Here is a 24,881-nt window from a genome sequence, read left to right as displayed (position 1 = left end):
CTCAGAGCAGCAACGTGCTCCGGGGTCGGTGGGAATCCGAACCGGCGGTGACAGTCCGCGAGCGTCTCGAGTGATCGGGATGCCGATCCGGTGGAACTCCGGGACCGACGGTGATGCGAGGGTGACCTCGCTAGTCCGGAAGGGAGGCAGCACGAGGCGCACGCGTGTGCGTCCGTTCCGCCACCCCTGCGAGAGCCCCGAGGCCGCAGAGAGGACGACGGATGGCAGTGACCGCGATCGAGCAGCGTGCGATGGACCGCGCGCTCGAGCTCGCCGCCCGCGGCCCCCGCGGGGTCAACCCGCAGGTGGGCGCCGTGCTCCTCTCCCCCGCCGGTGAGGTGCTGGCCGAGGGATGGCACCGCGGCTCCGGCACCGCGCACGCCGAGGTCGATGCGCTGTCGAAGCTCTCGCCGGGTGCCGCGCGCGGGGCGACCGCGGTCGTGACGCTCGAGCCGTGCAACCACACCGGCCGCACGGGTCCCTGCGCCGTGGCTCTCATCGAGGCCGGAGTCGCCCGCGTGGTCTACGCCCTCGACGATCCGGGCGAGGTGTCCGGCGGCGGGGCCGAGCGGCTCCGCGCCGCCGGGGTCGACGTGGAGTCGGGCGTGCGCGCCGCGGAGGCCGAGGCGCTGATCGCCTCCTGGCTCACCGCGAAGCGCCTGGGCCGCCCGCACGTCACGGTCAAGTGGGCGCAGAGCCTCGACGGCCGTGCCGCCGCGGACGACGGCTCCAGTCGGTGGATCACCGGCCCCGAGGCGCGCGCCGACGTGCACCGCCGTCGTGCCGAGGCCGACGCGATCGTCGTGGGCACCGGCACCGTGCTGGCCGACGACCCGGCTCTGACCGCGCGCGACGGTGACGCCCTCCACCCGCGGCAGCCCGTGCCGGTCGTGATCGGCGCCCGCGCGACGCCCGCACACGCGGCGGTGCACCGGCACCCGCACGCTCCCCTCTTCTACGACACCCGCGAGCTGCCCGCGGTGCTCGCCGACCTCCACGATCGCGGCCACCACAGCGTGTTCGTGGAGGGCGGGCCGACCCTGGCCAGCGCGTTCGTCGCGGCGGGACTCGCGGATCGCGTGCTCGCGTACGTCGCACCGGTGCTGCTGGGCGGGGGCCGCCTCGCGCTCACCGACATCGGCGTCTCCCGCATCGACGAGGCGCGCCGGCTGACCGTCGAGGAGTGGGTGCCGCTCGGCGCCGACCTCCTGGCCGTCGCCCGCTTCACAGACCCCCACGCCCCCGAGCAGGAAGGTGCCTGGTGATGTTCACCGGAATCATCGAGGAGATCGGCGAGATCACGACGATCGCGGAGTCCGGCGACGGCTGGCGGCTCACCGTGCGCGCGCCGAGGGCCGCGGCCGACGCCGTGCACGGCGAGTCGATCGCGGTGTCGGGCGTGTGCCTGACCGTGGTCGATTCGACCGCCGACACGTTCGACGCCGACGTGATGAAGCAGACGCTCGACGTCGCCGCGATCGGATCGGCCGTGGTCGGCACGCGCGTGAACATCGAGAAGGCGATGCCGGTGGGCGCGCGGCTCGGCGGGCACATCGTCCAGGGCCACGTCGACGGCACCGGCGAGGTGCGGGAGGTGCGGCCGGGTGCGCAGTGGTGCGTGCTGCGGATCGGCCTGCCCCACGATCTCGCGCCGCTCGTGGTCGACAAGGGCTCCATCTCGGTGGACGGCACCTCGCTGACCGTGAGCGCCGTGAGCGCGCCCGACGAGGCGGAGCCGTGGTTCGAGGTGTCGCTCATCCCGGAGACACTCGCCGCCACCACGCTCGGCACCCGCGCGGTCGGTGACCGCGTGAACCTCGAGACCGACATCCTCGCGCGGCACGTCGAGCGTCTGCTCGCGTTCCGCGCCGCACCGGAAGGGGGCTCGCGATGAGCCTGTCATCCATCCCCGAGGCCCTGGAGGCGCTGCGCGCCGGACGGCCGGTCCTCGTGGCCGACGACGAGAACCGCGAGAACGAGGGCGATGTGGTGCTCTCGGCGGAGCTGGCGACGCCCGAGTGGGTCGCGTGGACCGTGCGCTGGTCGTCGGGCTTCCTGTGCGCGCCCATGCCCGCCGACCTGGCCGATCAGCTGAACCTGCCGCCCATGGTCGCGGCGAGCGAGGACGCCCGCTCCACCGCGTACACGGTGAGCGTGGACGCCGCCGACGGCGTGACCACCGGCATCAGTGCGAGCGACCGGGCCCGCACCCTCAACGTGCTCGCGAACCCCGACTCGACCGCGACGAGCATCATCCGCCCCGGGCACGTGCTGCCGCTGCGCGCGGTGGACGGCGGCGTGCGCGAGCGCAGCGGCCACACCGAGGCCGCTGTCGAGCTGATGAAGCTCGCGGGTCTGCGACCGGTCGGCGCGATCGCCGAGGTCGTGGCGGAGGACGGCAGCATGATGCGGCTGCCGGGACTGATCGAGCTGGGCGCGCGTGACGGTGTGCCCGTCATCACGATCGAGCAGCTCATCGCGCACCTCAACGAGATCGACCCCGCGGGGGCGACGCCGGCCGCGCACCGCGGTCGCCGGGTGAGCCTGCGCGCCGACGCGACCGTGCCCACCGAGCACGGCTCGTTCCGGTTCCTCGCCTATAAGGATCGCGTGACCGGCACCGACCACATCGCGGTCGTGTCGGGCGAGCTGAGCGAGACCGCCCTCGTGCGCGTGCACTCCGAGTGCCTGACGGGCGAGGCGTTCGGGTCGCTGAAGTGCGAGTGCGGACCGCAGCTCGACGCCGCGCTCGACGCGATCGAGCAGGACGGCGGGGTCGTCGTCTACATGCGCGGGCACGAGGGGCGCGGCATCGGGCTGATCAACAAGCTCCGCGCCTACAGCCTTCAAGAGGACGGCCTGGACACGGTCGATGCGAACCTCGCGCTCGGGCTGCCCGCCGATGCGCGCGACTACGCCGCCGCGGCCGGCATCCTCGCCGACCTCGGCGTGTCGAAGGTGCGACTGCTGACCAACAACACCGACAAGGTGAACCAGCTGCGCGAGCTCGGGCTCGACGTGGTGGAGCAGGTGCCGCTGATCGTGGGCGTCGGCCCGAACAACCACCAGTACCTGGAGACCAAGCGTGACCGGATGGGTCACATCATCGGCGAGGCAGAGCTCGCCCAGGCCCTCGCGGCCGGGAAGGACGAGGAATGAGCGGCGCAGGAGCACCGAAGACCGGGAGCATCGACGGGCGGGGACTGAAGGTCGTCGTGATCGCCGGTACGTGGCACGAGACCATCTCGAACGGACTGATCGCGGGCGCGCAGCGGGTGCTCGACGAGGCGCAGGCGTCGCACACGCTCGTGCGGGTGCCTGGCTCGTTCGAGCTCGCGGTGGCCGCGCAGGCCGCGTTCGCCGGAGGTGCCGATGCGGTGGTCGCGCTCGGCGTGATCATCCGCGGGGGCACCCCCCACTTCGAGTACGTGTCCGCCGCGGCCACCGACGGTCTCACCCGGGTGTCGCTCGACGCAGGGCGGCCGGTCGGCTTCGGCCTGCTGACCCTCGACGACGAGAAGCAGGGCCTGGACCGCGCGGGTCTCGAGGGCTCGAAGGAGGACAAGGGCGCGGAGGCGGCGGACGCTGCGCTGCGCACGGCCCTCGTGATCCGGGAGCTGCGCGGCTGAGGTCAGGGCGGCCTTGCTAGCGGCGCAGTACCCCCCTCACGTACGGTGAGGGGCATGGAGATCCTGCGCCACATCGTCGTGTTCGTCCACCTCATCGGCTTCGCGGTGCTGTTCGGCGCCTGGGCGGCCCAGGCGTTCGGCGGCAAGCGGCAGATCACCCGGCTGATGGACTACGGCCTGCTGATCGCCGGTGTCGCCGGACTGGCGCTGGCCGCTCCGTGGGGCATCGAGTACGACCTGAACTACGTCAAGATCGGCGTGAAGCTCGTGGTGCTCCTCGTGATCGGTGCGCTCCTGGGCATCGGCTCCGCGCGGCAGAAGCGCGGCGAGGCGGTGCCCTCTGCCGTGTTCTGGCTCATCGGCATCCTCGCGCTGGCCAACGCCGGCATGGCCGTCATCTGGCGCTGACCCGTCATCTGGCGCTGACCCGCCATCCGGCGCTGACCCGTCTGGCGCTGACCCCGCACCTCCGCGGTCTGAGCGACCGCGAGGATCATCCGCCGACCATGCGCTCCCACACCGCCGCGGTCGCCGCACCCGCTCCCGGCGTCCCGATGCGCTGACCGTTGCGGCCGCCCCGGGCGAACGTCGCGGTGACGGCGGCGGGAGCCACGGCCGGGCCCACGGGGGCAGGAAGCCACGAGCACGACCGCACGTGCACGAGGTCGACCGCCGCGGCCTCCGCCGAACCGTCGTACCACCACGGGCCGTCGAGCCGTCCGAGCCAGAGCAGGCCGTCTCCGTCGCGGGTCCAGACGAAGGTGCCTTCGGGCAGCGCCACGAAGCGCTCGAGGCGCCGGGCGGCGCGCTCGCCCCAGCGGGCGTCCACCGCCGACAGCGCCTCTGCCGGCGACGAGGGCACCCGCTCCAGCCGTCCTCCCATCCCCACCAGGCCGCGCGTGAGACCGCGCTCGGCTCCGGCGCCGTCGGGAACCGCGTCGTCGCGCGAGCGCATCGGTGCGCGGTAGGCCAGCGGCTCCGCGACGACCTCGGGGCCGGAGGCGGCGGGAGGCTCTTTCACGAGAGCGGCACGAGGGTCGCGTCGATGTCGGCGCCGTCGATCACGACCGTCATCAGGGTGCACACGGGCTGACGGCGGCGGTCGGTCGGCGACCCCGGGTTCAGCAGGCGCAGGCCGCGCGGGGTCACCGTGTCCCACGGGATGTGCGAGTGCCCGAACACCAGGAGGTCGTCGTCGGGGAACGCCGCGTCCATGCGTCGCTCCCGCCCCGCCGCGCCCCCGGTCTCGTGGATCACCGCGACGGACGTGTCCTCCACCCGGAACCGAGCGACCTCGGGCAGCCGGCCGCGCAGACCGGGGCCGTCGTTGTTGCCGAACACGGCGTGCAGCACCGCGGAGCGGTCGGCGAGGAGATCGAGCGTGGCCTCGTCGACCCAGTCGCCCGCGTGCACGACGACGTCCGCCTCGTCGACCGCGCGCAGCACGGCGTCGGGCAGTCGCTTGGCGCGCTTCGGCACGTGCGTGTCGGCCAGCAGCAGCATCCGCGTCGTCATATCGGCTCCCCCGCGTCGTATGCTCCGCGTCGTGCGTTCCGCGTCGTGTGCTCCGACTCTACGGGGCGGCGCACGGCCGGGGCCGGAGCCGTCATCCGCGTTCAGGCAACTCCCAGGAAGGCGTAGACTCGCCCGGGTCCCTGGTATACCAGCGGCGTCATCCGAGAAAGAGACCCCATGAGCAGCGCCCCCGCCCCCGCGAATCCCCGCTCGCGCGTCATCACCGCGAGCCTCGTCGGCACCACCATCGAGTTCTACGACTTCTACGTCTACGCGACGGCAGCGGTCCTGGTGTTCCCGACGCTCTTCTTCCCCAGCACCAACGACACCGCCTCGCTGCTGTCGTCGTTCGCCGTGTTCGGCGCCGCCATGGTCGCCCGCCCCATCGGCGCGGTCGTGTTCGGCCACTTCGGCGACAAGTTCGGCCGCAAGGCGACGCTCGTCGCGTCCCTGCTCACGATGGGCGTCGCGACCTTCGTGATCGGCCTGCTGCCCACGTTCCAGCAGATCAGCTGGGTCGCGCCGCTGCTGCTGCTCGTGCTGCGCCTCGCCCAGGGCTTCGCGCTCGGCGGCGAGTGGTCGGGCGCGGCGCTGGTCGCGACCGAGAACGCCCCGAAGGGCAAGCGCGCCTGGTACGGCTCGTTCCCGCAGCTGGGTGCGCCGCTCGGGTTCATCATCGCGAACGGCATCTTCCTCGCCATCAACTTCGCCCTGCCCCACCCCGAGGACCCGGCGCTGAAGTCCGAGGCGTTCCTGTCGTGGGGCTGGCGGGTGCCGTTCCTGTTCTCGGCCGTCATGGTCATCATCGGCCTGTGGGTGCGGCTGCGCCTGGTCGAGTCGGACACGTTCAAGAAGGCGGAGAAGACCGGCGCCATCCGCAAGCTGCCGCTGGCGACCGTCTTCCGTCACCACTGGAAGCAGCTGATCCTCGGCACGTTCATCATGCTGGCGACCTACGTGCTGTTCTACCTGATGACGAACTTCACCCTGACGTACGGCACCAAGGCCGCCGACGTGGAGACCGCGTCGGCAGCCGCCCGCGCCGCCGCGGAGGCCACCGGCAAGGACTTCGACCCCACCGCGTTCGCGGCGCAGTTCTACCCGGGGCTCGGCTTCGGCTACACCGACTTCGTGCTGATGCAGATCATCGGCGTGGTGTTCTTCGGCATCTTCACGCTGCTGTCGGGTCCGATCGCCGACGCCATCGGCCGCCGCAAGCTGCTGCTGTGGGTCACGGGCCTCATCGTGGTGTTCGGCCTGTCGTTCAACCTCTTCCTGCTGCCCCAGGCCGACCCGAAGTTCACGGGTGCGCTCACGCAGGCGTTCCTGGTGTTCGGGTTCATGCTCATGGGCACGACGTTCGGCCCGATGGGCGCGCTGCTGCCCGAGCTGTTCCCCACGAACGTGCGCTACTCGGGCTCCGCGATCGCGTACAACGTGTCGTCGATCCTCGGCGCGGCCGTGGCCCCGTTCATCGCCGTGGCGCTGTGGGCGGCGGTCGGCGGCGAGCCGTGGCTGGTCGGCGTGTACCTCTCCTCGATGGCCGTGCTGACCTTCGTGGCGCTGATCTTCACGCCGGAGACGAAGGACCACGACTACGAGGACGACCTGGGGCTGGCGGCTTCCGCCGAGCTCTGAGCGCCCGACGACGCACCCCGGAACGGCCGCCCTCCCTGCGAGGTGCGGCCGTTCCCGCGTATCCGGGCCGCCGTCCGCGGGCGGGAGGGCTCAGAGGACGACGACGTCGCAGTACCGCACCGCGGTCTTCGCCAGCCGGCGGTCGAGCGTGAGCAGCGGGACGCCGAGCGCCTCCGCCAGCGCGACGGAGCCGGCGTCGTATGCGGAGATCTCCTCGCGCAGCGTCCAGATACGCGGGATCAGGCGGCGCAGCGGGTGGCGGGTGATCTGCCCATGCCCCGATCGCATGTGGTGCGCATGCGCAGCGTTCGCGATCTGTGGACACCGTGCGTCAACAGAGATTGACAACGGTGGCGTGCGTCAACGATCATTGACGCAGGAGGTGTCCGATGAACACGACCACGACCGCCCAGGCCGAGGGCGGCGAACCGCTCGCCGAGCTGCACCGCCTGGCCGGGCTCCGCATCGAGATCGCTCGCGCCGAGGAGGCGCAGGTGCGCCGCGCGCGCAACGACGGCTACTCGTGGCAGGCGATCGCCAGCGCGCTGGGCGTGACCAAGCAGGCCGCGCATCGCCGCTTTGGACGCCACTGAGTGCATACAGCAGCCGCATAGGAAGCGACCGTCCCCCGAGTACGGTCGAAGTACCCCCTCTCCAGATCGAGGTCCCGCATGTCCACCACGGCGACAGCACGCCGACGCCGCCGGGGCGCACAGCCCGACGGCCCGCGCGCCACCTTCCGTCAGCTCCTCCCCTTCCTGTTCGAGCACAAGCGCACCCTCATCGTCGTCGCGATCCTCAGCGTCATCGGCGCGGCGACCTCGCTCGTGCAGCCGGTGCTGGTCGGCCAGGTCATCGAGGCCGTGCAGACCGACGGCACGATCGGGGTCCTGGTGTGGCTGCTCGTCGGCTTCGTGATCGTGTCATCGATCATCTCGGGCTTCCAGCACTACCTGCTGCAGCGCACCGGCACGGCCGTCGTGTACTCCAGCCGGCGCAAGCTCATCGCGCGCATCCTGCACCTGCCCACCGCGGAGTTCGACGCCCGCCGCACCGGCGACCTCGTCTCGCGCGTCGGCACCGACACCACCCTGCTGTACGCCGTGCTCACGCAGGGTCTCGCCGATGCGGTCGGCAGCGCGGTGCTGTTCGTGGGCGCCCTGGTCGCGATGCTGCTGATCGATCCGGTGCTGCTGCTGCTCATCGTGGTCGTGATCGGCGTCTCGGTCGTGGTCGTGGTGTCGCTCAGCGGCCGCATCCGCACCGCGTCGACCGCCCAGCAGGAGAAGGTGGGCGAACTCGCCTCCGGCGTCGAGCGTGCCGTGGGCTCGATCCGCACCATCCGCGCCTCGGGGGCGACCGAGCGCGAGACCGCAGCCGTCTCCGACCGGGCCGCCGAGGCCTACGGCATCGGTGTGCGCATCGCCAAGATCTCGTCTCTCGTGGTGCCGGTCTCGGGCATCGCCCTGCAGCTGTCACTCCTGGTGGTGCTGGGCGTGGGCGGGTTCCGTGTGGCCGCCGGCGCCATCACGATCGCCTCGCTGATCGCGTTCATCATGTTCCTGTTCCTGCTCGTGATGCCGCTCGCGACCACGTTCGGGGCGATCACCTCGGTGAACCAGGCCCTCGGCGCGCTCGGCCGCATCCAGGAGGTCCTCGACCTGCCCACCGAGTCGCAGGACGACGCCGCCACCGCCGCCTCGATCCCCCGCGAGGCCGACGATCCCACGGCGCCCGCGATCGAGTTCCGCGATGTGCGCTTCCGCTACCCCGCGAACGTCGTGGCCGCACGACAGGCCGCGGCGAAGGCGGCCAAGGATCTGCTCGCCGACGCTCACCTCGACTCCGCCGCGCCGGTGCCCGCCGACGCCGAGGCCGCCGATCACGAGGTGCTGCGCGGCGTGTCGTTCGCGGTGCCGCGCGGCGCCCGGGTGGCGCTGGTCGGTCCGAGCGGCGCGGGCAAGAGCACGATCCTGTCGCTCATCGAGCGCTTCTACGACCCCACGGGCGGCTCCATCCGCGTACACGGCCACGACGCCCGCACGTACCCGCGGGAGGAGCTGCGCGCGCAGTTCGGCTACGTCGAGCAGGACGCCCCGACCCTCGCCGGCACCCTCGCCGAGAATCTGCGCCTCGCCTCGCCCGACGCCAGCGACGCCGACTGCGAGCGGGTGCTGCGCGCCGTGAACCTCGGCGACGTGCTCGAACGCAGCCCCCTCGGCGTGGACGCCCCGGTCGGCGAGGACGGCGTGATGCTGTCGGGCGGCGAGCGCCAGCGCCTCGCGATCGCGCGCGCACTGCTCACGGACGCCCCGATCCTGCTGCTGGACGAGTCCACGTCGTCGCTCGACGGCGTGAACGAGCAGCGCATGCGCGAGGCCATCGAGGCGGCGTCCACCGACCGCACCCTCGTCGTGATCGCCCACCGGCTGTCGACGGTCGTCGACAGCGACCTCATCGTCGTGTTGCAGGACGGCACGGTCGTCGGCCAGGGCACCCACGCGGAGCTGGTCGAGTCGACGCCGCTGTACCGCGACCTCGCGCGTCACCAGCTCCTCGCCTGACCGCACTCCCACGGGCAACGCGAAGGCGGGGTGCCGGAGACCACTCAGCCATGGGTTCGTCTCCGACGCCCCGCCTTCGCGGGTCTGGGGGCCACGGGGGCCCGAAGGTGCCGGCTCCCCCGAACCGGCACCGGTCTGGGGGCTACGACGCCTTCGCGAGCCGGTAGCGCAGCGAGGCCAGCTCGGTGCGCAGCGCCGCGGGCACGCGGTCGCCGAAGGTGTCGTAGAACTCCTCGGTCAGGTCGGCCTCGACCTTCCACGCCTCCGGGTCGACCGAGAAGAGCTCCTCCAGGTCTTCCGCCGGCAGGTCGAGCCCGTCGAGGTTGAGGTCCTCCGCACGCGGCAGCCGTCCGATGGGGCTGTCCACGGCGGGCACGGCGCCCGAGATGCGGCGGATGATCCAGTCGACCACGCGGGAGTTGTCGCCGAAGCCGGGCCACAGGAAGCGACCGTCGGCCCCGCGGCGGAACCAGTTGACCTGGAAGATGCGCGGTGCCCGGTCGAAGCGCAGGCCGCGGCCCACCTTCAGCCAGTGCCCGAAGTAGTCGGCCATGTTGTAGCCGCAGAACGGCAGCATCGCGAACGGGTCGCGGCGAAGCTCGCCCACGGTGCCCTCGGCCGCCGCGGTGCGCTCGGACGAGATGTTCGAGCCGAGGAACACGCCGTGCGTCCAGTCGGTGGCCTCCACCACGAGCGGGACGTTGCTCGCGCGACGCCCGCCGAACAGGATCACGTCGAGCGGCACGGCCTCCTCCCAGTCCTCCGAGATCTGCGGGCACTGCGCCGCCGACACCGTGAAGCGCGAGTTGGGGTGCGCCGCCGGACGACCCGAGTCGGGCGTCCAGTCGTTGCCCTCCCAGTCGATCAGGTGCGCGGGCGCCTCGTCGGTCAGCCCCTCCCACCACACGTCGCCGTCGGGCCGGAGCGCGACGTTCGTGAAGATCGTGTTGCCCCACAGCGTCTCGACGGCCGTGACGTTGGTGGACTCGCCCGTGCCCGGCGCGACACCGAAGAAGCCGGCCTCGGGGTTGATGGCCCACAGGCGCCCGTCCTCGCCCGGACGGATCCAGGCGATGTCGTCGCCGAGTGTCTCGACCCGCCATCCCGGGATCGTCGGACGCAGCATCGCGAGGTTCGTCTTGCCGCACGCCGAGGGGAACGCGGCAGCGACGTGGTAGGCCGTGCCCTGCGGATCGATCACGCGGATGAGCAGCATGTGCTCGGCGAGCCAGCCCTCGTCGCGGGCGATCACCGAGGCGATGCGCAGCGCGAAGCACTTCTTCGCGAGGATCGCGTTGCCGCCGTAGCCCGAGCCGTACGAGTAGACCTCGAGCGTCTCGGGGAAGTGCACGATGTACTTCTCGTCGTTGCACGGCCACTCGACGTCGGGCTCGCCCGCGGCCAGCGGAGCGCCCACCGAGTGGACCGTCTTGACCCACGGCGCCCCGTCCGCGATCTGGCGGGTGACGGCGTCGCCCACCCGGGTCATGATGCCGATCGAGGCGACCGCGTAGGCGCTGTCGGTGATCTGCACGCCGATGTGCGAGAGCGGTCCGCCGACGCGACCCATCGAGAACGGGACGACGTACATCGTGCGACCGCGCATCGAGCCCGCGAAGATCTCGGTCATGGTGGCGCGCATCTCGGCGGGGTCCGCCCAGTTGTTGGTGGGACCGGCGTCCTCCTCGCGCTCCGAGGCGATGAAGGTGCGCCCCTCGGTACGGGCGACGTCGCTCGGGTGCGAGCGGGCGAGGTACGAGCCGGGACGCCACTCCGGGTTGAGCTTGATGAGCTTGCCCTCGTCGACCAGCCCGCGCAGCAGCCAGTCGTTCTCGGCGCGGGAGCCGTCGACCCAGTGCACGGCGTCGGGCTGGGTGAGCGCCCGGATCTCCTCGACCCACGCGAGCAGCTCGGCCATCGCGGGGGTGTCGGAGGAGGGGGCCGTGCCGAACGTGCGCATCGTCGCGACGGGAGACGTGCGGGGGGTGATGACTTCGGCCATGGCCATGACTGCTCCTTAGAAGTGTGGGGCGTTGCACCTATCTTCTTCCGCCTCCACCCCGACTTTCGGACAAATCGGGCCGAAAGAATCGATGTTCTTTCGCTACACTCAAAACCATGCCGCCCTCCGGACTCCACCTCACGACGCTCGGTCACCGCATCCGCCACCACCGCCTGCAGAAGGGGTACACGCTCGACGAGCTCGGCGCCGTCGTCGGGGTCGCCGGCTCGCAGCTCAGCCTCATCGAGAACGGCAAGCGCGAGCCCAAGCTCTCCCTGCTCCAGGCGATCGCGCACGCCACGGGCACCGAGGTCACCGACCTCATCTCCGGCGAGCCACCCAACCGCCGTGCGGCGCTCGAGATCGAGCTGGAGCGCGCGCAGGAGAGCCCGGTGTTCCGCCAGCTCGGCGTCGCTCCCGTGCGCGTCACGAAGGGCATGAGCGACGAGACCATCGAGTCGATCCTCGGGCTGCACAACGAGCTGCAGCGGAGGGAGCGCGAGGCGATCGCGACCCCCGAGGAGGCCAGGCGTGCGAACACCGAGCTGCGGCTGCGGATGCGCGCACAGAACAACTACCTGCCCGAGATCGAGAAGCTCGCCGAGAAGCAGCTCAAGGCGGCCGGGCACACACAGGGGGCCCTCACCCACCGCACCGTGAGCATCATGGCGGAGAAGCTCGGCTTCGAGCTCATCTACGTCAACGACCTGCCGCACTCCACCCGCTCGGTCACCGACCTCGAGAACGGCCGCATCTACCTGCCGCCCGCCTCCATCCCCGGCGGACACGGCCTGCGCTCGATGGCACTGCAGGCCATGGCCCACCGCCTGCTCGGGCACACCCCGCCCACCGACTACGCCGACTTCCTGCAGCAGCGCCTGGAGATCAACTACTTCGCCGCCTGCTGCCTGATGCCCGAGACCGCCGCCGTCGCTTTCCTGCAGCAGGCGAAGAAGGACCGCAACCTCGCCGTCGAGGACTTCCGCGACGGCTTCGGCGTCACGCACGAGGCCGCCGGCATGCGGATGACCAACCTGATGACGCAGCACCTGGGCATGTCGCTGCACTTCCTGCGCGTCGACTCGACCGGAGCCATCACCCGCGTCTACGAGAACGACGGGCTGCCGCTGCCGATGGACGTCACCGGCGCCGTCGAGGGCCAGCGCGTGTGCCGCAAGTTCCAGGCGCGCTCCGCCTTCACGCAGCAGAACCGCACGGTCGAGCACCACCAGTACACCGACACCCCGTCCGGGACGTTCTGGTGCTCCACCCAGACCGGCTCCTCCACCGACGGCGAGTTCTCCGTCACGGTCGGCGTGCCGTTCGACGACGCCCGCTGGTGGCGGGGCAGGGAGACGAGCGACCGCGCCGTGTCGACCTGCCCCGACGAGGCGTGCTGCCGGCGCCCCTCGACCGAGCTGACCGAGCGCTGGCAGGGGCGGGCGTGGCCGAGCGCCCGCGTGCACACGCACATGTTCTCGCCGCTCCCCCGCGGCGCCTTCCCCGGCGTGGACGACAACGAGGTGTACGACTTCCTCGCGCGGCACGCGAGCGAGTGATTAAGATATATTCAATTCACTCATTGCCAGCCTCCCAGGGAGCCCCGTGACCGAGCAGACCCCCGCCGCCGACACCGCAGCGACCGAGACGTTCACCTCGCGCCGCCACCGCATCACGGCGGGTGGACGCACGCTCGACTACACGGCGGGCGCCGGCACCGTGATCGTGCGCGACGACGAGCACACCCCGCTCGCCAGCGTCTTCTACACGTCCTACGTGGCCGACCGCGAGGAGGGCGCTGCGCCGCGCCCGGTGACCTTCCTGTTCAACGGCGGACCCGGCTCCGCCAGCCTGTGGCTCAACATCGGCGGCTTCGGCGTCAAGCGCACCCCCACCAACACGCCGAAGGCGACCCCACCCGCTCCCTACGCGTGGGGCGACAACCCGCACACGCTGCTCACCGAGTCCGACCTCGTCTTCATCGACGCCCCCGGCACCGGCTACTCGCGACTGCTGGGCGACACCGCGCCCGCGCAGGTATGGGGCGTCGACCAGGACGTCGACGCGTTCGCGAAGGCGATCACCCGGTGGCTCACCCTCACGAACAACTGGAACGCCCCGCGGTTCCTGTTCGGCGAGTCGTACGGCACCACGCGCGCCGCGTCCCTCGTGCACCGCCTGCAGAACCAGGGCCTCGACTTCAACGGCGTCGTGCTGCTGTCCACCGTGCTGAACTGGGGCGAGAGCAACCTCGGGGGTCCGCGCGAGTACATCAACCTGCTGCCCTCGTTCGCCGCGACCGCCTGGTATCACGGCAGGGCGCGCACCGAGCACACCGAGCTGGAGCCGTTCCTGGTGGAGGCCAGGGCCTTCGCGCAGGGACCCTTCGCGGCCGCCCTGCTGCAGGGCGACCTGATCCCGTCCGAGGTCGAAGACGAGGTCGCCGCGCGCATGAGCGCCCTCGTCGGTCTCGATGCCGACTACCTGAAGAAGCACCACTTCCGCATCGGCATGGAGCAGTACCGCTACGCGCTGCTCGCCGACGAGGGTCGCGTGATCGGCCGCTTCGACACCCGCTTCACCGCCGAGCACCAGTACGTGGTGGGCGGCGGCTCGCACGACCCCGCCACCGACGACGCCGCCACCGCCGGGGTGAACAGCGCGCACCTGTCGACCTACCGCGCGCACCTCGTCGACGACATCGGCTACACCAGCGACCTGCACTACCGGCACCTGCACAACATGCCCATCTCGCGGGCCTGGGACTGGAAGCACAAGGCGCCGGGCGTCGACGCCCCCCAGCTCGTGCCCGACGTGTCGCTCGACCTGTCGGCGGCGGTGCGGCGCAACCCGAACCTCCGCGTGTTCGTGATGGGCGGGTACTACGACCTCGCGACCCCGTTCTTCGGGCCGGAGGTCGACGTGGCGCACCTGTACCTCGCCCCCGCGCTGCGCGACAACATCCGTTTCGCGTTCTACGAGTCCGGCCACATGACGTTCGTGGACGAAGATGCCGTCGTGCGCATGAAGAGCGACCTCGACGACTTCTACCGCGACGCCACCGCGCGCTGATGAGCGCACGCGAGACGACGGGCCGACTCGGAGAGCGGGAGTACGTCGCGCGGGTGGAGGAGCTGCCGCTGCGGCGCTCCGACGGCACGCCGCAGGGCACGCTGTCGGCGTTCAGCTATACGGTCGACGCACCCGGCCGGCCGGTGCTGTTCCTCACCAACGGCGGGCCCGGCGTCTCGTCGATCTACCTGCACCTGAGCGGCATCGGACCGTGGCGGGCGCGCGTCCCGGTGGACCCGGACGACGCCGGCCAGCCGCCGTACGGCATCGAGGAGAGCCCGTCGAGCATCCTCGACGTCGCCGACCTCGTGTTCCTCGACGCACCGGGCACCGGCTTCGGCACGTTCGCGGACGACGCCGACCGCTCGCTCTTCCGCACCGTGGAGGGCGACGCCGACGCGGTCGCCGCCGCGATCGGCGACTGGCGCGACCGGCACGGCCGCTGGGACGCGCCCACGTACTTCCTCGGCGAGAGCTACGGCACGCTGCGCGCGGCGTTCCTGGCGACGAACCCGCACAGCATGGACACGGCGCCCCTGGCCGGGATCGCGCTGCTCGGTCAGGCGGTGAACATCCAGGAGACGCAGGACCGGCCGGGGAGCATCGTCGGCGCCCTCGCCAACCTGCCCTACAAGGCCGCCACCGCCTGGTACCACGGCACGGGGTCGCGCGGGCACGCCACGGTCGAGGGCGCCATCGCGGACGCCCTCGACTTCGCGCGCGGCGACCTGGCCGCGGCCATGCTGCAGGGCGACGAGCTGCCGGCGGGCGACCGGGACGCGGTCGCCGAGCGGCTGTCCGCCATGGTCGGCCTCCCCGCCGACGAGCTCGTGCGCGACCGACTGTGGATCAGCAAGACCGACTTCCGCGAACGGCTGCTCGAGGGCCAGGTGCTGGGCGTCACGGACAGTCGCTACCGTGCCCCCGCCGCCGACCGCCGTGTCGGCGAGCTCGGCCACGACCCCGCCGACACCGCGCTCTCCCCGCGCTACGTCACCGGGCTGTCGCGTCTGCGGCTCGACGTGTTCGGCGACGACTCCGCGCGACCGTACCGGGTCGTCGACACCGAGGCCGGCCGTGACTGGGACTGGCAGGAGCAGGGCGGCGCCGCGTTCCCCACCTACGGCCGACCGTCGCCGTTCCACACCTACCCCTACCCGGCGCGGCTCTCGCGGTGGATGAAGCAGAACCCGCACGCGCGGCTCTTCCTCGGCACGGGCGTGTACGACGCGCTGACCACCGTGGGGGCCGCCGACCATCTGCTGCGGCACTTCGGCCTGCCCCGCGAACGCACCACCTCGCACTGGTACCGGGCCGGGCACATGATGTACAGCGACCCGGCGGTCGCGGCGCAGCTGAACGCCGACCTCCGCGCGTTCCTGACGGCCTGAGGCAGGTCTCAGGCGCTGAGGCGGCCGAGGGCGAGGGCGGCGAGCGCCGCGGCCTGATCCGCGAGCACCGCGTCGTCGAACACGACGGTCGGCGAGTGGTTCGGGGACGCCGTCTCCAGGTCGACCTCGGCGGGGGTGGCGCGCAGGAACAGGAACGCGCCCGGCACCTGCTCCAGCACGAACGAGAAGTCCTCCGACCCCATCACGGGGTGTGCGGTCTCCCACACCCGCTCCTCGCCGAACAGGCCGCTCAGGGTGCTGCGCACGTGCGCGACGGCCTGCGGGTCGTTCACGGTGGGCGCGCACAGGATGGTGACGTCGACCTCGACCGTGCAGCCGTGCGCCGCCGCGATCTCCTGCACCAGGGCGGGGATCTCGGTCTGCACGCGGGCGCTGTTCTCGTGCGAGAGCACGCGCACCGACGCCACGAGCGACGCCGTGTCGGAGATGATGTTGCGGGCGGGTCCGCCGGCGTGCAGCTGTGTGACGCTCAGCACCACCGGGTCGAACACGTCGAAGCGCCGCGTGACGAACGCCTGCAGCGCCGTCACGAGCTCCGCGGCCACCGGCACGGGGTCACGCGTGAGGTGCGGGGCCGACGCGTGTCCGCCGGACCCGGTGATCGTGACCTCCACCTCGATCGCGCCCGCCATCAGCGCACCGGGTCGCGTGGAGAACACGCCGAACTCACCGGGGACCACGTGGAGGCCGAACGCGGCCACCGGCCGCGAGCCGGTGACGTCGAGCAGTCCCTCGGCCAGCATGCGGGCGGCACCGTCGCCGAGCTCCTCGCCCGGCTGGAACATCAGGAGCACGTCGCCGTGCAGTTCGTCGCGACGGGCGGCGAGCAGCTGCGCCGCGCCGACGAGACCCGCCACGTGCAGGTCGTGTCCGCACGCGTGCATGCGCTCCCCCGTGGCGGCATAGTCGAGACCGGTCTCCTCGGTGAGCGGCAGTGCGTCCATGTCGGCGCGCAGCAGCACGGTCGGGCCGGGATGCGCGCCGCGGATGACGGCGGCGATCGAGCTCAGTCCCGCACCGAGGGTCACCTCGGCGCCCAGCGGCTCGAGCGCATCAAGGATCCGCCGCTGCGTGCGCGGCAGTTCGAGCCCGAGCTCCGGATCGGCGTGGATCGCGCGGCGCAGGCCGACCAGACCGGGGAGCAGATCGCGGGCGTCGTCGCGCAGACCGGTGGTGGGGTGGAGCAGGGTCATCAGTGTCCGATCGCGTGCAGGAGGTGGTCGGTGCCGGCGTTCTGGATGCGCGGGATCGCGGCGACGAGGGACTGCGTGTAGGCGTGCTGCGGATTCGAGACGATCTCGTCCGCGTCGCCGTGCTCGACGATCCGCCCCTTGCGCATCACGGCCGTGGTGTCGGCGATGTACCGCACGGCGGCGAGGTTGTGGGTGATGAACAGCACCGACAGCTCCAGCTCGCGCTGCAGATCGCGCACCAGGTTTAGCACGGCACCCTGCACCGACGCATCGAGCGCCGACGTGATCTCGTCGGCGATGATGAGCCGCGGCTTCACGGCCAGACAGCGGGCGATCGCGACGCGCTGCCGCATGCCGCCGGACAGCTGAGACGGATACTGGTCGACCGTGCCCGGCTTCAGGCGCACCAGCCGCAACAGCTCCTTCACGCCGTCGGCGCGCGCCTTGGCGTTGCCGCTGCCGTGCAGCGCGAGCGCCTCGTCGAGCGTATCGCCGATGGTCATGCGCGGATTCAGCGAGGAGTACGGGTCCTGGAAGATCATCTGCACGTCGCGGGCGCGCGCGAGGCGCTGCCGCCCGGTCGCCGGTCGCAGCTCCTCGCCGTCGAGCAGCAGGCGTCCGGCCGTGGCCGGCTGGAGACCGGCGATCACGCGCGCGATGGTGGACTTGCCCGAGCCGGACTCCCCGACCAGTCCGACGATGCTGCCGTGCGGCACCGTGAGCGACACGCCGTCTACGGCGTTGAAGGACGAGTCGCCGTGCCCGAAGGTCACCACCAGATCGTCGACGACGAGCTCGGCCATCAGCGCACCTCCTGCGTGGTCTGCGTGGTCTGCGACCCGGTGAGCACGACCGGCTCGCCGAGGATGCCCTCGATCGGCACGCCGTCCTGCGGGTGCCAGCAGGCCACGCGACCGCCGTGACCGTGGGCCACCGGCTCCGGGGTGACCGTGCGGCACTGCTCGGTCGCGAACGGGCAGCGCGGAGCGAACCCGCAGCCCACGAGCGGCAGCGAGAGGTCCGGCGGCTCGCCGGGGATCGTCGCGAGCGGCTGGGTGCGATCGGTGTCGAGGTCGGGCAGCGACTCGGCGAGCGCCCGCGTGTATGGGTGCGCGAGCTTCTCGGGCGTCGCGAGCAGGCGCACATCCACGTCCTCCACGATGCGTCCCGCGTACATCACCAGGATGCGCTGGCACAGCTCGGCGAGCACGGCGATGTCGTGCGACACCACGATCGCGGCCGCCCCGGTCTCCTCGCACTCGCGGCGGAGTAGCGCGAGCACACGCTGCTGCACCGTGACGTCGAGGGCCGTGGTGGGCTCGTCGGCGATGATGAGTCGCGGCTTGCCGATCTGCGACATCGCGATGAGCGCGCGCTGCCGCATGCCGCCCGAGTACTCGTGCGGGAACTGCCGGGAGCGCCGCTCCGGCTCGTCGATCGCGACGTCCTTCAGCGCGGCGACGGCCTTCTGATGTGCGGCGCCACGGGCATCCCTGGCGTGGAAACGCGGGATCTCGGCGAGCTGCGTGCCCACGCGCAGCGCCGGGTTGAGCGCCGTGAGCGAATCCTGGAACACGACGCCGATCTTCGTGCCGAGCCGCTTCTTCATCACGGCGGGCGGCAGGTCGAGCACGTCGTCGCCATCGAAGCGCAGCTCCTGCGCGGTCACGGCGGCGCCCGCGGCGGACAGCTGGGCGACCGCCATCAGCGCCACCGACTTGCCGCTGCCGGACTCGCCGACGACGCCGACGATCTCCCCCGGTGCGACCGAGAACGAGACGTCCTGCACGGGACGCACCCAGCCGGACGGCGAGGGGAACGAGACCGACAGGCCGTCGACCACGAGCAGCGCGTCGTCGTCGGCCACCCGCTCGCGGGCCTCGACGCGCGGCGCGGAGCCCAGCTTGCGCCGGGAGAGCACGCTGCCCTTGCCGTGGCTGCGCAGGTGCGCGGCGAGCGACTCGCCCAGCGTGCCGAACGCCACGCCGGCGAACACGACGGCGACTCCGGGGCCGACCACCGCGGTCGGGTTGGTGTACACCTGGTCGAACGCCTCGCTGAGCATGCGGCCCCAGTCGTAGTCCGGCGGCTGCACGCCGACGCCCAGGAAGCTGAGGCTGGAGAGCGCGAGCAGGCCGCCGCCGATCGACAGGGTGACGTTGACGATGATGGGTTCGGCGATGTTCGGCAGCACGTAGCGCGTGAACTGCCGTCCGCGCGAGACGCCCATCATGCGCGCCGCCGCCAGGTACTCCGATCCGCCGACGCGCGACGACAGCGTCTGGGCGAGGCGGGCGAACGACGGCACCATCGTGAGGCCGAGCGCGATCACCGCGGACGACGAGCTGGGCCCGAGCAGGATCACGGTCAGCATCGCCACCAGCAGCACCGGGAACGCCAGCCACGTGCTGATGACGGAGCTGAACAGGCGCTGCACCCGCGGTCCGAGCACCGACGGGAGGGCACCGAGCAGCAGACCGAAGACGAGGCCGATGACGGTGGCGATCAGCGCCATCCCCAGCGACAGCCGTGCGGCGACGAGCGTGCGGAGCAGGAGGTCGCGCCCGAGGCCGTCGGTACCGAGCGGGTGCGCGGCGCTGGGTCCCTGCAGCAGCGCCGACGTGTCGGTCTGGTTCGCCTGCGCGCCCCAGATCTCCGGGGCGAACAGCGCGAGGAACACCAGCACGAGCACCATGACGGTGCTGATCGCGCCGAGCGGGTTGCGCAGGAAGGTGAGGATCGAGCGCATCAGGTCGTCTCCAGGAGGGTGGTGCGCCGGTCGAGGAGCGACAGCACGATGTCGACCGCGAGGGTGATGACGAGGATGATGGCCGCGTACACGAGCGCGAGACCCTGCACGATGCCGTAGTCCTTCGTGGCGATGGCGTCGACGAACGCCGAGCCCAGACCCGGCCAATTGAACACCTTCTCCACGAGCACGCTGGAGGCGACCATGGTCGACAGCAGCGTGCCGCCGATCGTCAGCGTGGCGGTGAGCATGTTGGGCAGCGCGTGGCGGAAGTACAGCCACGACGCGGGGATGCGCTTGGAGCGGGCCGTGCGCACGTAGTCGTCGGACAGCGTGTTCAGCGCCTCGACGCGGGCGATGCGCGACAGCGACGCCCACGAGGCGACCGTCATGGCCAGCACCGGCAGCACGTACGACGCGGGGCCCGAGCGTCCGGCCACGGGGAACCAGTGCAGCCCCACCGCGAAGATCACGACCAGTGCCACGCCCAGGAGGTACTCCGGGATCGCGGCGATCACGCCGGTGATGCCGGTGAACGTCACCTCGACGCCGCGGCGTCGGTTGCCCTGCGTGAGGATCGCGATGCCGAGGCCCACGGGCACGGCCACCAGCAGCACGATCACGAACGAGATGCCGGCGAGCTCCAGGGTGGCCGGGAGACGGTTCTGCACGAGCTCCGACACCGACCGTCCGGTGATGAGGGACGAGCCCAGATCGCCCTGGAGGATGCCGGTGAGATAGTTCCAGAACTGCACGATCAGCGGGTCATTGAGACCCAGCTGATCGCGCCGGGCCTGGACCACGGCCTCGTCGGCCGTCGCGCCGAGTGCGGCGCGCACGGGGTCGCCGCCGGATGCCCTGAGCACGAAGAACGCGACCGCGATGATCACGAACATCGCCACCAGCATGCGCAGCGCGCGGCGGAGGAGGAATCTCAGCCAGGGGTTGCCGTGGCGGCGCTTCCGAAGAAACACCGCCACGGTGTCCGTCCTGGCGGACGCGTGGTCCAGCATGCGGCTCCTAGCCTCGGAGGCTCGTCGGGATCAGCAGTCCGTTGGTGGTGACCTCGAACTCCACGCCCGCTCCGTACAGCGTGCTCGTGGACTCCGCGAACGGCATCACCTCGAGGTTACCGATCGCCGAGGCCTGCGCGGCGGTCCACGCGTCGCAGCTGTCCTCGCCGGCCAGCTGCTGCGCCTCGGCCGTCAGGTCGAAGAACTCCTGGTTGGTGTTGTACGTCCAGTTGCCGCCGTCCGGGGGGAACGGACCCGAGAGGATGCCGGCCCAGGTGGAGGGCAGCGTGGTGGAGATCGGGGCCCAGATGAGGTCCCAGTCGCCGCCCTGGAAGATGACGTCGGTGTACGACGACGACGGTGCCGGAGTGACCTCGACGCCGATCTCGCCCAGCTGCTGCTGGATGAGCTCGATGCCGGCCACGACCGACTGCGCCTCGGTGGACGGGTAGACGAAGGTGAGCTCCAGCTTCGCGCCGTCCTTCTCCCGCACGCCGTCGGCGCCCACGGTCCAGCCGGCCTCGTCGAGCGATGCGGCCGCCGCGTCGGCGTCGAAGCCGATCAGCGACGTGGTGGCATCCGCCCCGACGCACACCGCGGTGAACGAGGAGACGAGCGAGGTCATCAGCTCGCCGCGACCACCGGTGGAGACCGAGGCGACCTCGTCGCGGTCGATGCCGCCGGCGATGCCCTCCCGCACCAGCAGGTCGTTGGTCGGGCGTCCCTCCGACTGGTTGAAGAACATCAGGCCGGGACGGGCGGGCACGTCGATCGTGAACAGATCGCCGCTCTCCAGCCGGTCGCGATCCGTGCCGCCGACCTCGGCGACGTTGATCTCGGAAGACAGGAGCATGTTCGCGCGCGTGGGCTCGGTGTCGACGACCTCCAGCTCGACGGTCTTCGGCAGCCCCTCGGTGTCGCTCGTGACGTCGCCGGGACCCCACGTGTAGTCGTCGCGCAGGGCGAGCGTGTAGGTCTGCCCGGGCGAGGAGTCCTCGAGCGTGTAGATGCCGGTGCCGACGGGGGTGGAGTCGAGCGACGCGGGGTCCTCGATGCCGGCCGCGCACACGACCGGCATCTGGCCGATGTTGCTGAGCAGGAAGCTCTGCGGCTGCGCGCTGGTGAACGTGACGGTGCGCGAGGCGTCGTCGGCCTCGACGGTCAGGCCCTCGGCGGGGAAGTAGACGCCGGAGTAGGGCGATGCCGTCTCGGGGTCTGCGGCGTAGTCGAACGAGGCCTTGACGTCGGAGGCGCTGAGCTCGGAGCCGTCCGTGCAGACGATCCCCTCCTTCAGCACGAACGACACCTCGGTCGTCGACTCCGTCCAGCTCTCGGCGAGCAGGCCCTCGGCGTCCTTGCCGTGGGCGAACGACATGAGGGTCTCGTACAGGTAGGCCGAGACCTCCTGCCCCGCCTGCGTCGCGTTCGTGATCGGGTTGAGCGAACCCGGGTCGGCGGCGATGGCGATGGTGGCCTTCTCGACCGCTCCGCCTCCTGACCCGTCTCCCCCGCCGGCGCAGCCGGTCAGGGCGAGTGCCGTCACGCCGACGACCGCGGCTACGATGCTGCGTCTCATGGGTGTCCTCTCTTCACGGAACCCTCGGGCGGGTTCCAACTCATTGAATATTATGAATTGCTCTTTATTGCCTCGTGTCGGCGGTGTTTCGGGTTTGTTACCGGTCACGAGTGGTCGTCGAGAAGGGCGGCGGCGCCCATCACCGACTTCAGCTCGAGGAACTCCTCGAACCCGTGCACGCCGCACTCCCGGCCGACGCCCGACTGCTTGTACCCCCCGAAGGGAGCCCCCACGTCGAGCCCGGCGCCGTTGATGCCGACGGTGCCGGTGCGCATGCGCAGCGCGACCTCGAGGGCGCGTCGAGGGTCGCTCGACCACACGCCGCCCGACAGGCCGTACACGCTGTCGTTCGCCAGGTCGACAGCCTCATCGACCGTGGCGTACGGAGTGATCGTGAGCACCGGACCGAAGACCTCCTCGTGGAAGATCCTCATGTCGGGTGTCACATCGGCGAAGATCGTGGGCTGCACGTAGGCGCCGCCGGCCGTCGGTTCGACGATATCGAGGCCGCCGGTCAGCACGCGCGCACCCTCGGCGATCGCCGTCTCGATGTGCGACCGCACCCGCTCGCGCTGCAGCGCCGAGGCGACCGGCCCGGTGGCCGTCCCCTCCGCGCGCGGGTCGCCGGGCGCCCAGCCCGCCGCGGCCTCGACGGCCGCGCGCTCCCACGCCTCCCGCATGCCCTCCGGCACCAGCACGCGCGTCTGCGCCGCGCAGGTCTGTCCGGCGTTCGCGAAGCACGAGGCGAGCACGCCCCGCACGGACTCGTCCAGCGGCGCGTCGTCGAGCACGATCGCCGCCGACTTGCCCCCGAGCTCCAGCGCGACCTTCTTGATGGTCGCGGCGGCGGCGCGCGCCACCTGCTCCCCCACCTGGCGCGAACCCGTGAAGGTGACCATGTCGACGCCGGGGTGCGCCACCAGCGGCGAGCCGACACCGGCGCCGTCGCCGTGCACGATGTTCACGACGCCGGCCGGCAGCCCGGTCTCGCGGAGGATGTCGCCCACGATCGCGGCGTTCAGCGGCGCGACCTCGCTGGGCTTGAGCACCACGGTGCAGCCGGCGAGGATCGCGGCGCCCACCTTGAGCATGATCTGGTGCAGGGGGAAGTTCCAGGGCGTGATCGCGGCGACCACACCGACCGGCTCCGCGACCACGAGGGAGTTCGAGACCGCCTCGCGCTCGACGTGCGCGCGGGCGGCCTCGACCAGCCGGGCGAGGTCGGCGATCGCGACCCCCACCTGGGCGGAGCGCGCGAACGCGATCGGCGACCCCATCTCCGCGCTCAACGTCGCAGCGAGCAGCTCACGGTGGCGCGCCAACCCCTCGGCGAGCGCCTCGACATGAGCGATCCGCTGCGACATCGGCGTCGTCGACCAGGTGCCGAACGCGCCCGCGGCCGCAGCCACCGCACGATCCACATCGGCGGGGCCGCCAGCCACGACGGCACCGATCACGGTGCCGTCGGCCGGGCTGACGACATCGATCGAGGCCTGCCCTGCGGCATCCTCCCTGATGCCGGCGATGTCGTGCCCGATGACCATGTCAGACCCCCGCCTGCCGCACGAGATGCGCATCGGGGGCGAGCGGCGCCGGGCGCGGCACACCCTCGTGGATCAGGTGCCACGGCGACGGGAACTCGCCGACCGGCACGTTGATGAGGATCGGCTCGTTCGCGGGCACGGCGTCGGCCAGCACCCCCGAGAGCTCCTGCGGGGTAGTCGCCCGTGCGGAGCGGATGCCGAACGCCTCCGCGAGCGTGCCGTAGTCCGGATTGGTGAGGTCGCTGGCGAAGTAGCGTGCCCCGTACCGGTTCTTCTGGATGCGGCGCACATTGCCGTAGAACCCGTCGTGGAACACGATCGTCACGAGGCCGAGACCGTAGCGCTTGGCCGTGGACAGCTCCTGCAGCGTCCAGGAGAAGCCGCCGTCGCCGTTCACCGACACGACGGCGCGGTCGGGGTCGGCCGCCTTGACGCCGAGGGCCGTGGCGAAGCCGTAGCCGAGCGTGCCCTGGTAACCGGGGCCGATGTAGGTGCGCGGCTGGTACGCCGGATAGCAGGCGCTGGCGGCGTAGCCCACCTGCGTGAACTCGCTCACGAAGACGCCGTCTTCGGGGAGCGCGCCGCGGATCGCGGACAGGTACTCGCGCTGCGGGGCGATGTCGGCGAACTGCGCGGCGAGCCAGGTGCGCACGCGGGCGAACTCGCTCTCCCGCGAGTCGCGCGCCGGGGTGCCGACCTCGGCGGCCAGGGCGGCGAGGGCGAGGCGGGCATCGGCGTGCAGCGTCTGCGCGGCGGCACGCGGGCCCTCGAGGTCGGCGGCCTCCGCGTTCACGAGGATCACGGGGGCGCCGTTCGTGTCGACCTGGGTGCCGAACGTCGAGACGAAGCGCGTGCCGACGGCGAGCACCAGGTCGGCGTCCTCCCGGAACGCGCGGAGGGCGAGCGCGTCGAAGGCCAGACGGTGGCGGGCGTCGAGCGCACCGCGGCCGTTCTCGGTCATGAGCACGGGGGCC

At 71.6% G+C, this 24,881-nt stretch carries 22 protein-coding genes and 1 riboswitch; of the genes, 11 read left to right on the top strand and 11 right to left on the bottom strand.

Annotated elements, in window-relative coordinates:
• Positions 1-11: 11 nt before the first annotated feature.
• Positions 12-156, top strand: a riboswitch (FMN riboswitch).
• Positions 157-221: 65 nt separating this feature from the next.
• Genes ribD through ACWGQ1_RS14835 form a run of 5 tightly spaced genes read left to right on the top strand, consistent with a single transcriptional unit; the run spans position 222 to position 4,037 of the window.
• A complete protein-coding gene (ribD, locus tag ACWGQ1_RS14855; protein WP_136036012.1) occupies positions 222-1,265 on the top strand; it encodes a bifunctional diaminohydroxyphosphoribosylaminopyrimidine deaminase/5-amino-6-(5-phosphoribosylamino)uracil reductase RibD in 1,044 nt (347 codons plus the stop codon).
• Positions 1,265-1,894, top strand: coding sequence for a riboflavin synthase (locus ACWGQ1_RS14850; RefSeq protein WP_452313213.1), 630 nt, complete (start codon positions 1,265-1,267; stop codon positions 1,892-1,894). Before ribD ends, ACWGQ1_RS14850 begins: the two co-directional genes overlap by 1 nt.
• Entirely contained in the window at positions 1,891-3,159 is a 1,269-nt protein-coding gene (ribA, locus tag ACWGQ1_RS14845) for a GTP cyclohydrolase II (RefSeq protein ID WP_136029095.1), read from the top strand. The genes ACWGQ1_RS14850 and ribA overlap by 4 nt, the downstream gene beginning before the upstream one ends.
• The gene (gene ribH / locus ACWGQ1_RS14840; protein WP_136036011.1) at positions 3,156-3,629 is read left to right on the top strand and encodes a 6,7-dimethyl-8-ribityllumazine synthase; all 474 of its coding nucleotides are present in this window, start codon (positions 3,156-3,158) and stop codon (positions 3,627-3,629) included. Before ribA ends, ribH begins: the two co-directional genes overlap by 4 nt.
• A gap of 54 nt (positions 3,630-3,683) precedes the next feature.
• Entirely contained in the window at positions 3,684-4,037 is a 354-nt protein-coding gene (locus ACWGQ1_RS14835) for a Fe-S protein (protein ID WP_136029091.1), read from the top strand.
• A gap of 85 nt (positions 4,038-4,122) precedes the next feature.
• Here ACWGQ1_RS14835 and ACWGQ1_RS14830 read toward each other — a convergent pair whose 3' ends face one another.
• Both ACWGQ1_RS14830 and ACWGQ1_RS14825 read right to left on the bottom strand, forming a co-directional pair.
• Positions 4,123-4,650, bottom strand: coding sequence for a hypothetical protein (locus ACWGQ1_RS14830; protein WP_206251564.1), 528 nt, complete (start codon positions 4,648-4,650; stop codon positions 4,123-4,125).
• Positions 4,647-5,144: a metallophosphoesterase family protein gene (locus tag ACWGQ1_RS14825; RefSeq protein ID WP_136036010.1), complete on the bottom strand. Its 498-nt coding sequence runs from the start codon at positions 5,142-5,144 to the stop codon at positions 4,647-4,649. The genes ACWGQ1_RS14830 and ACWGQ1_RS14825 overlap by 4 nt, the downstream gene beginning before the upstream one ends.
• A 177-nt stretch (positions 5,145-5,321) precedes the next feature.
• On the opposite strand from ACWGQ1_RS14825, the gene ACWGQ1_RS14820 reads away from it, so the two are divergent.
• Complete coding sequence (locus tag ACWGQ1_RS14820) at positions 5,322-6,782, top strand: MFS transporter (protein ID WP_452313212.1); 1,461 nt, start codon at positions 5,322-5,324, stop codon at positions 6,780-6,782.
• A gap of 90 nt (positions 6,783-6,872) precedes the next feature.
• Here the strand turns inward: ACWGQ1_RS14820 and ACWGQ1_RS14815 are convergent, their stop codons facing one another.
• A complete protein-coding gene (locus ACWGQ1_RS14815) occupies positions 6,873-7,070 on the bottom strand; it encodes a type II toxin-antitoxin system VapC family toxin (protein ID WP_452313211.1) in 198 nt (65 codons plus the stop codon).
• 101 nt (positions 7,071-7,171) lie between these two features.
• Between ACWGQ1_RS14815 and ACWGQ1_RS14810 the strand changes: the two genes are divergently transcribed.
• Together ACWGQ1_RS14810 and ACWGQ1_RS14805 are read left to right on the top strand one after the other, a co-directional pair.
• A complete protein-coding gene (locus ACWGQ1_RS14810; RefSeq protein WP_452313210.1) occupies positions 7,172-7,375 on the top strand; it encodes an AsnC family protein in 204 nt (67 codons plus the stop codon).
• A gap of 78 nt (positions 7,376-7,453) precedes the next feature.
• Positions 7,454-9,346 carry an ABC transporter ATP-binding protein gene (locus ACWGQ1_RS14805; RefSeq protein WP_247638529.1) on the top strand — a complete coding sequence of 631 codons (1,893 nt, stop codon included), beginning with the start codon at positions 7,454-7,456 and terminating at the stop codon, positions 9,344-9,346.
• Positions 9,347-9,488: 142 nt separating this feature from the next.
• Here ACWGQ1_RS14805 and ACWGQ1_RS14800 read toward each other — a convergent pair whose 3' ends face one another.
• Positions 9,489-11,354 carry a phosphoenolpyruvate carboxykinase (GTP) gene (locus ACWGQ1_RS14800; RefSeq protein ID WP_205812660.1) on the bottom strand — a complete coding sequence of 622 codons (1,866 nt, stop codon included), beginning with the start codon at positions 11,352-11,354 and terminating at the stop codon, positions 9,489-9,491.
• Positions 11,355-11,464: 110 nt separating this feature from the next.
• Between ACWGQ1_RS14800 and ACWGQ1_RS14795 the strand changes: the two genes are divergently transcribed.
• The 3 genes from ACWGQ1_RS14795 to ACWGQ1_RS14785 are packed head-to-tail and all read left to right on the top strand — an operon-like array spanning position 11,465 to position 15,811.
• Positions 11,465-12,907 carry an XRE family transcriptional regulator gene (locus ACWGQ1_RS14795; RefSeq protein ID WP_136029081.1) on the top strand — a complete coding sequence of 481 codons (1,443 nt, stop codon included), beginning with the start codon at positions 11,465-11,467 and terminating at the stop codon, positions 12,905-12,907.
• Between the two features lie 46 nt (positions 12,908-12,953).
• Positions 12,954-14,420 (top strand): S10 family serine carboxypeptidase-like protein, encoded by a 1,467-nt coding sequence (locus ACWGQ1_RS14790; RefSeq protein ID WP_452313209.1) that lies wholly within the window; start codon positions 12,954-12,956, stop codon positions 14,418-14,420.
• Complete coding sequence (locus ACWGQ1_RS14785; protein WP_452313208.1) at positions 14,420-15,811, top strand: S10 family serine carboxypeptidase-like protein; 1,392 nt, start codon at positions 14,420-14,422, stop codon at positions 15,809-15,811. The genes ACWGQ1_RS14790 and ACWGQ1_RS14785 overlap by 1 nt, the downstream gene beginning before the upstream one ends.
• An 8-nt stretch (positions 15,812-15,819) precedes the next feature.
• Here the strand turns inward: ACWGQ1_RS14785 and ACWGQ1_RS14780 are convergent, their stop codons facing one another.
• The 7 genes from ACWGQ1_RS14780 to ACWGQ1_RS14750 form a co-directional block, all read right to left on the bottom strand.
• Positions 15,820-17,025, bottom strand: a complete 1,206-nt coding sequence (locus ACWGQ1_RS14780) for an amidohydrolase (RefSeq protein ID WP_452313207.1) — start codon at positions 17,023-17,025, stop codon at positions 15,820-15,822.
• Positions 17,025-17,828 carry an ABC transporter ATP-binding protein gene (locus tag ACWGQ1_RS14775; protein ID WP_136029073.1) on the bottom strand — a complete coding sequence of 268 codons (804 nt, stop codon included), beginning with the start codon at positions 17,826-17,828 and terminating at the stop codon, positions 17,025-17,027. Before ACWGQ1_RS14775 ends, ACWGQ1_RS14780 begins: the two co-directional genes overlap by 1 nt.
• Positions 17,828-19,774, bottom strand: a complete 1,947-nt coding sequence (locus ACWGQ1_RS14770; RefSeq protein ID WP_247638524.1) for a dipeptide/oligopeptide/nickel ABC transporter permease/ATP-binding protein — start codon at positions 19,772-19,774, stop codon at positions 17,828-17,830. Before ACWGQ1_RS14770 ends, ACWGQ1_RS14775 begins: the two co-directional genes overlap by 1 nt.
• On the bottom strand, positions 19,774-20,787 hold the full coding sequence (locus ACWGQ1_RS14765) for an ABC transporter permease subunit (protein ID WP_452313206.1): 1,014 nt from the start codon (positions 20,785-20,787) through the stop codon (positions 19,774-19,776). The genes ACWGQ1_RS14770 and ACWGQ1_RS14765 overlap by 1 nt, the downstream gene beginning before the upstream one ends.
• Positions 20,788-20,794: 7 nt before the next feature.
• Positions 20,795-22,363: an ABC transporter substrate-binding protein gene (locus tag ACWGQ1_RS14760; protein WP_452313205.1), complete on the bottom strand. Its 1,569-nt coding sequence runs from the start codon at positions 22,361-22,363 to the stop codon at positions 20,795-20,797.
• Positions 22,364-22,467: 104 nt separating this feature from the next.
• Positions 22,468-23,907, bottom strand: coding sequence for an aldehyde dehydrogenase family protein (locus tag ACWGQ1_RS14755; protein ID WP_247638523.1), 1,440 nt, complete (start codon positions 23,905-23,907; stop codon positions 22,468-22,470).
• A gap of 1 nt (position 23,908) precedes the next feature.
• Positions 23,909-24,881: thiamine pyrophosphate-dependent enzyme (locus ACWGQ1_RS14750; RefSeq protein ID WP_452313204.1), on the bottom strand; the 973-nt coding region annotated here is incomplete at its 5' end.

This window comes from Microbacterium sp. NPDC055599 (assembly GCF_053618975.1).
The sequence above is the reverse complement of the archived record's forward strand: the minus strand, read 5'-3'. Positions and strand labels throughout refer to the sequence as shown.

Excerpts from the sequence above, each read along its gene's own strand:
- ACWGQ1_RS14785 (WP_452313208.1), top strand. The coding sequence starts at position 14,420 with ATGAGCGCACGCGAGACGACGGGCCGACTCGGAGAGCGGGAGTACGTC.
- ACWGQ1_RS14850 (WP_452313213.1), top strand. The coding sequence starts at position 1,265 with ATGTTCACCGGAATCATCGAGGAGATCGGCGAGATCACGACGATCGCG.
- ACWGQ1_RS14780 (WP_452313207.1), bottom strand. The coding sequence starts at position 17,025 with ATGACCCTGCTCCACCCCACCACCGGTCTGCGCGACGACGCCCGCGAT.
- ribA (WP_136029095.1), top strand. The coding sequence starts at position 1,891 with ATGAGCCTGTCATCCATCCCCGAGGCCCTGGAGGCGCTGCGCGCCGGA.
- ACWGQ1_RS14800 (WP_205812660.1), bottom strand. The coding sequence starts at position 11,354 with ATGGCCATGGCCGAAGTCATCACCCCCCGCACGTCTCCCGTCGCGACG.
- ACWGQ1_RS14820 (WP_452313212.1), top strand. The coding sequence starts at position 5,322 with ATGAGCAGCGCCCCCGCCCCCGCGAATCCCCGCTCGCGCGTCATCACC.
- ACWGQ1_RS14755 (WP_247638523.1), bottom strand. The coding sequence starts at position 23,907 with ATGGTCATCGGGCACGACATCGCCGGCATCAGGGAGGATGCCGCAGGG.
- ACWGQ1_RS14765 (WP_452313206.1), bottom strand. The coding sequence starts at position 20,787 with ATGCTGGACCACGCGTCCGCCAGGACGGACACCGTGGCGGTGTTTCTT.
- ACWGQ1_RS14795 (WP_136029081.1), top strand. The coding sequence starts at position 11,465 with ATGCCGCCCTCCGGACTCCACCTCACGACGCTCGGTCACCGCATCCGC.
- ribD (WP_136036012.1), top strand. The coding sequence starts at position 222 with ATGGCAGTGACCGCGATCGAGCAGCGTGCGATGGACCGCGCGCTCGAG.
- ACWGQ1_RS14810 (WP_452313210.1), top strand. The coding sequence starts at position 7,172 with ATGAACACGACCACGACCGCCCAGGCCGAGGGCGGCGAACCGCTCGCC.
- ACWGQ1_RS14815 (WP_452313211.1), bottom strand. The coding sequence starts at position 7,070 with ATGCGATCGGGGCATGGGCAGATCACCCGCCACCCGCTGCGCCGCCTG.
- ACWGQ1_RS14825 (WP_136036010.1), bottom strand. The coding sequence starts at position 5,144 with ATGACGACGCGGATGCTGCTGCTGGCCGACACGCACGTGCCGAAGCGC.
- ACWGQ1_RS14775 (WP_136029073.1), bottom strand. The coding sequence starts at position 17,828 with ATGGCCGAGCTCGTCGTCGACGATCTGGTGGTGACCTTCGGGCACGGC.
- ACWGQ1_RS14760 (WP_452313205.1), bottom strand. The coding sequence starts at position 22,363 with ATGAGACGCAGCATCGTAGCCGCGGTCGTCGGCGTGACGGCACTCGCC.
- ACWGQ1_RS14770 (WP_247638524.1), bottom strand. The coding sequence starts at position 19,774 with ATGCGCTCGATCCTCACCTTCCTGCGCAACCCGCTCGGCGCGATCAGC.
- ACWGQ1_RS14805 (WP_247638529.1), top strand. The coding sequence starts at position 7,454 with ATGTCCACCACGGCGACAGCACGCCGACGCCGCCGGGGCGCACAGCCC.
- ribH (WP_136036011.1), top strand. The coding sequence starts at position 3,156 with ATGAGCGGCGCAGGAGCACCGAAGACCGGGAGCATCGACGGGCGGGGA.
- ACWGQ1_RS14835 (WP_136029091.1), top strand. The coding sequence starts at position 3,684 with ATGGAGATCCTGCGCCACATCGTCGTGTTCGTCCACCTCATCGGCTTC.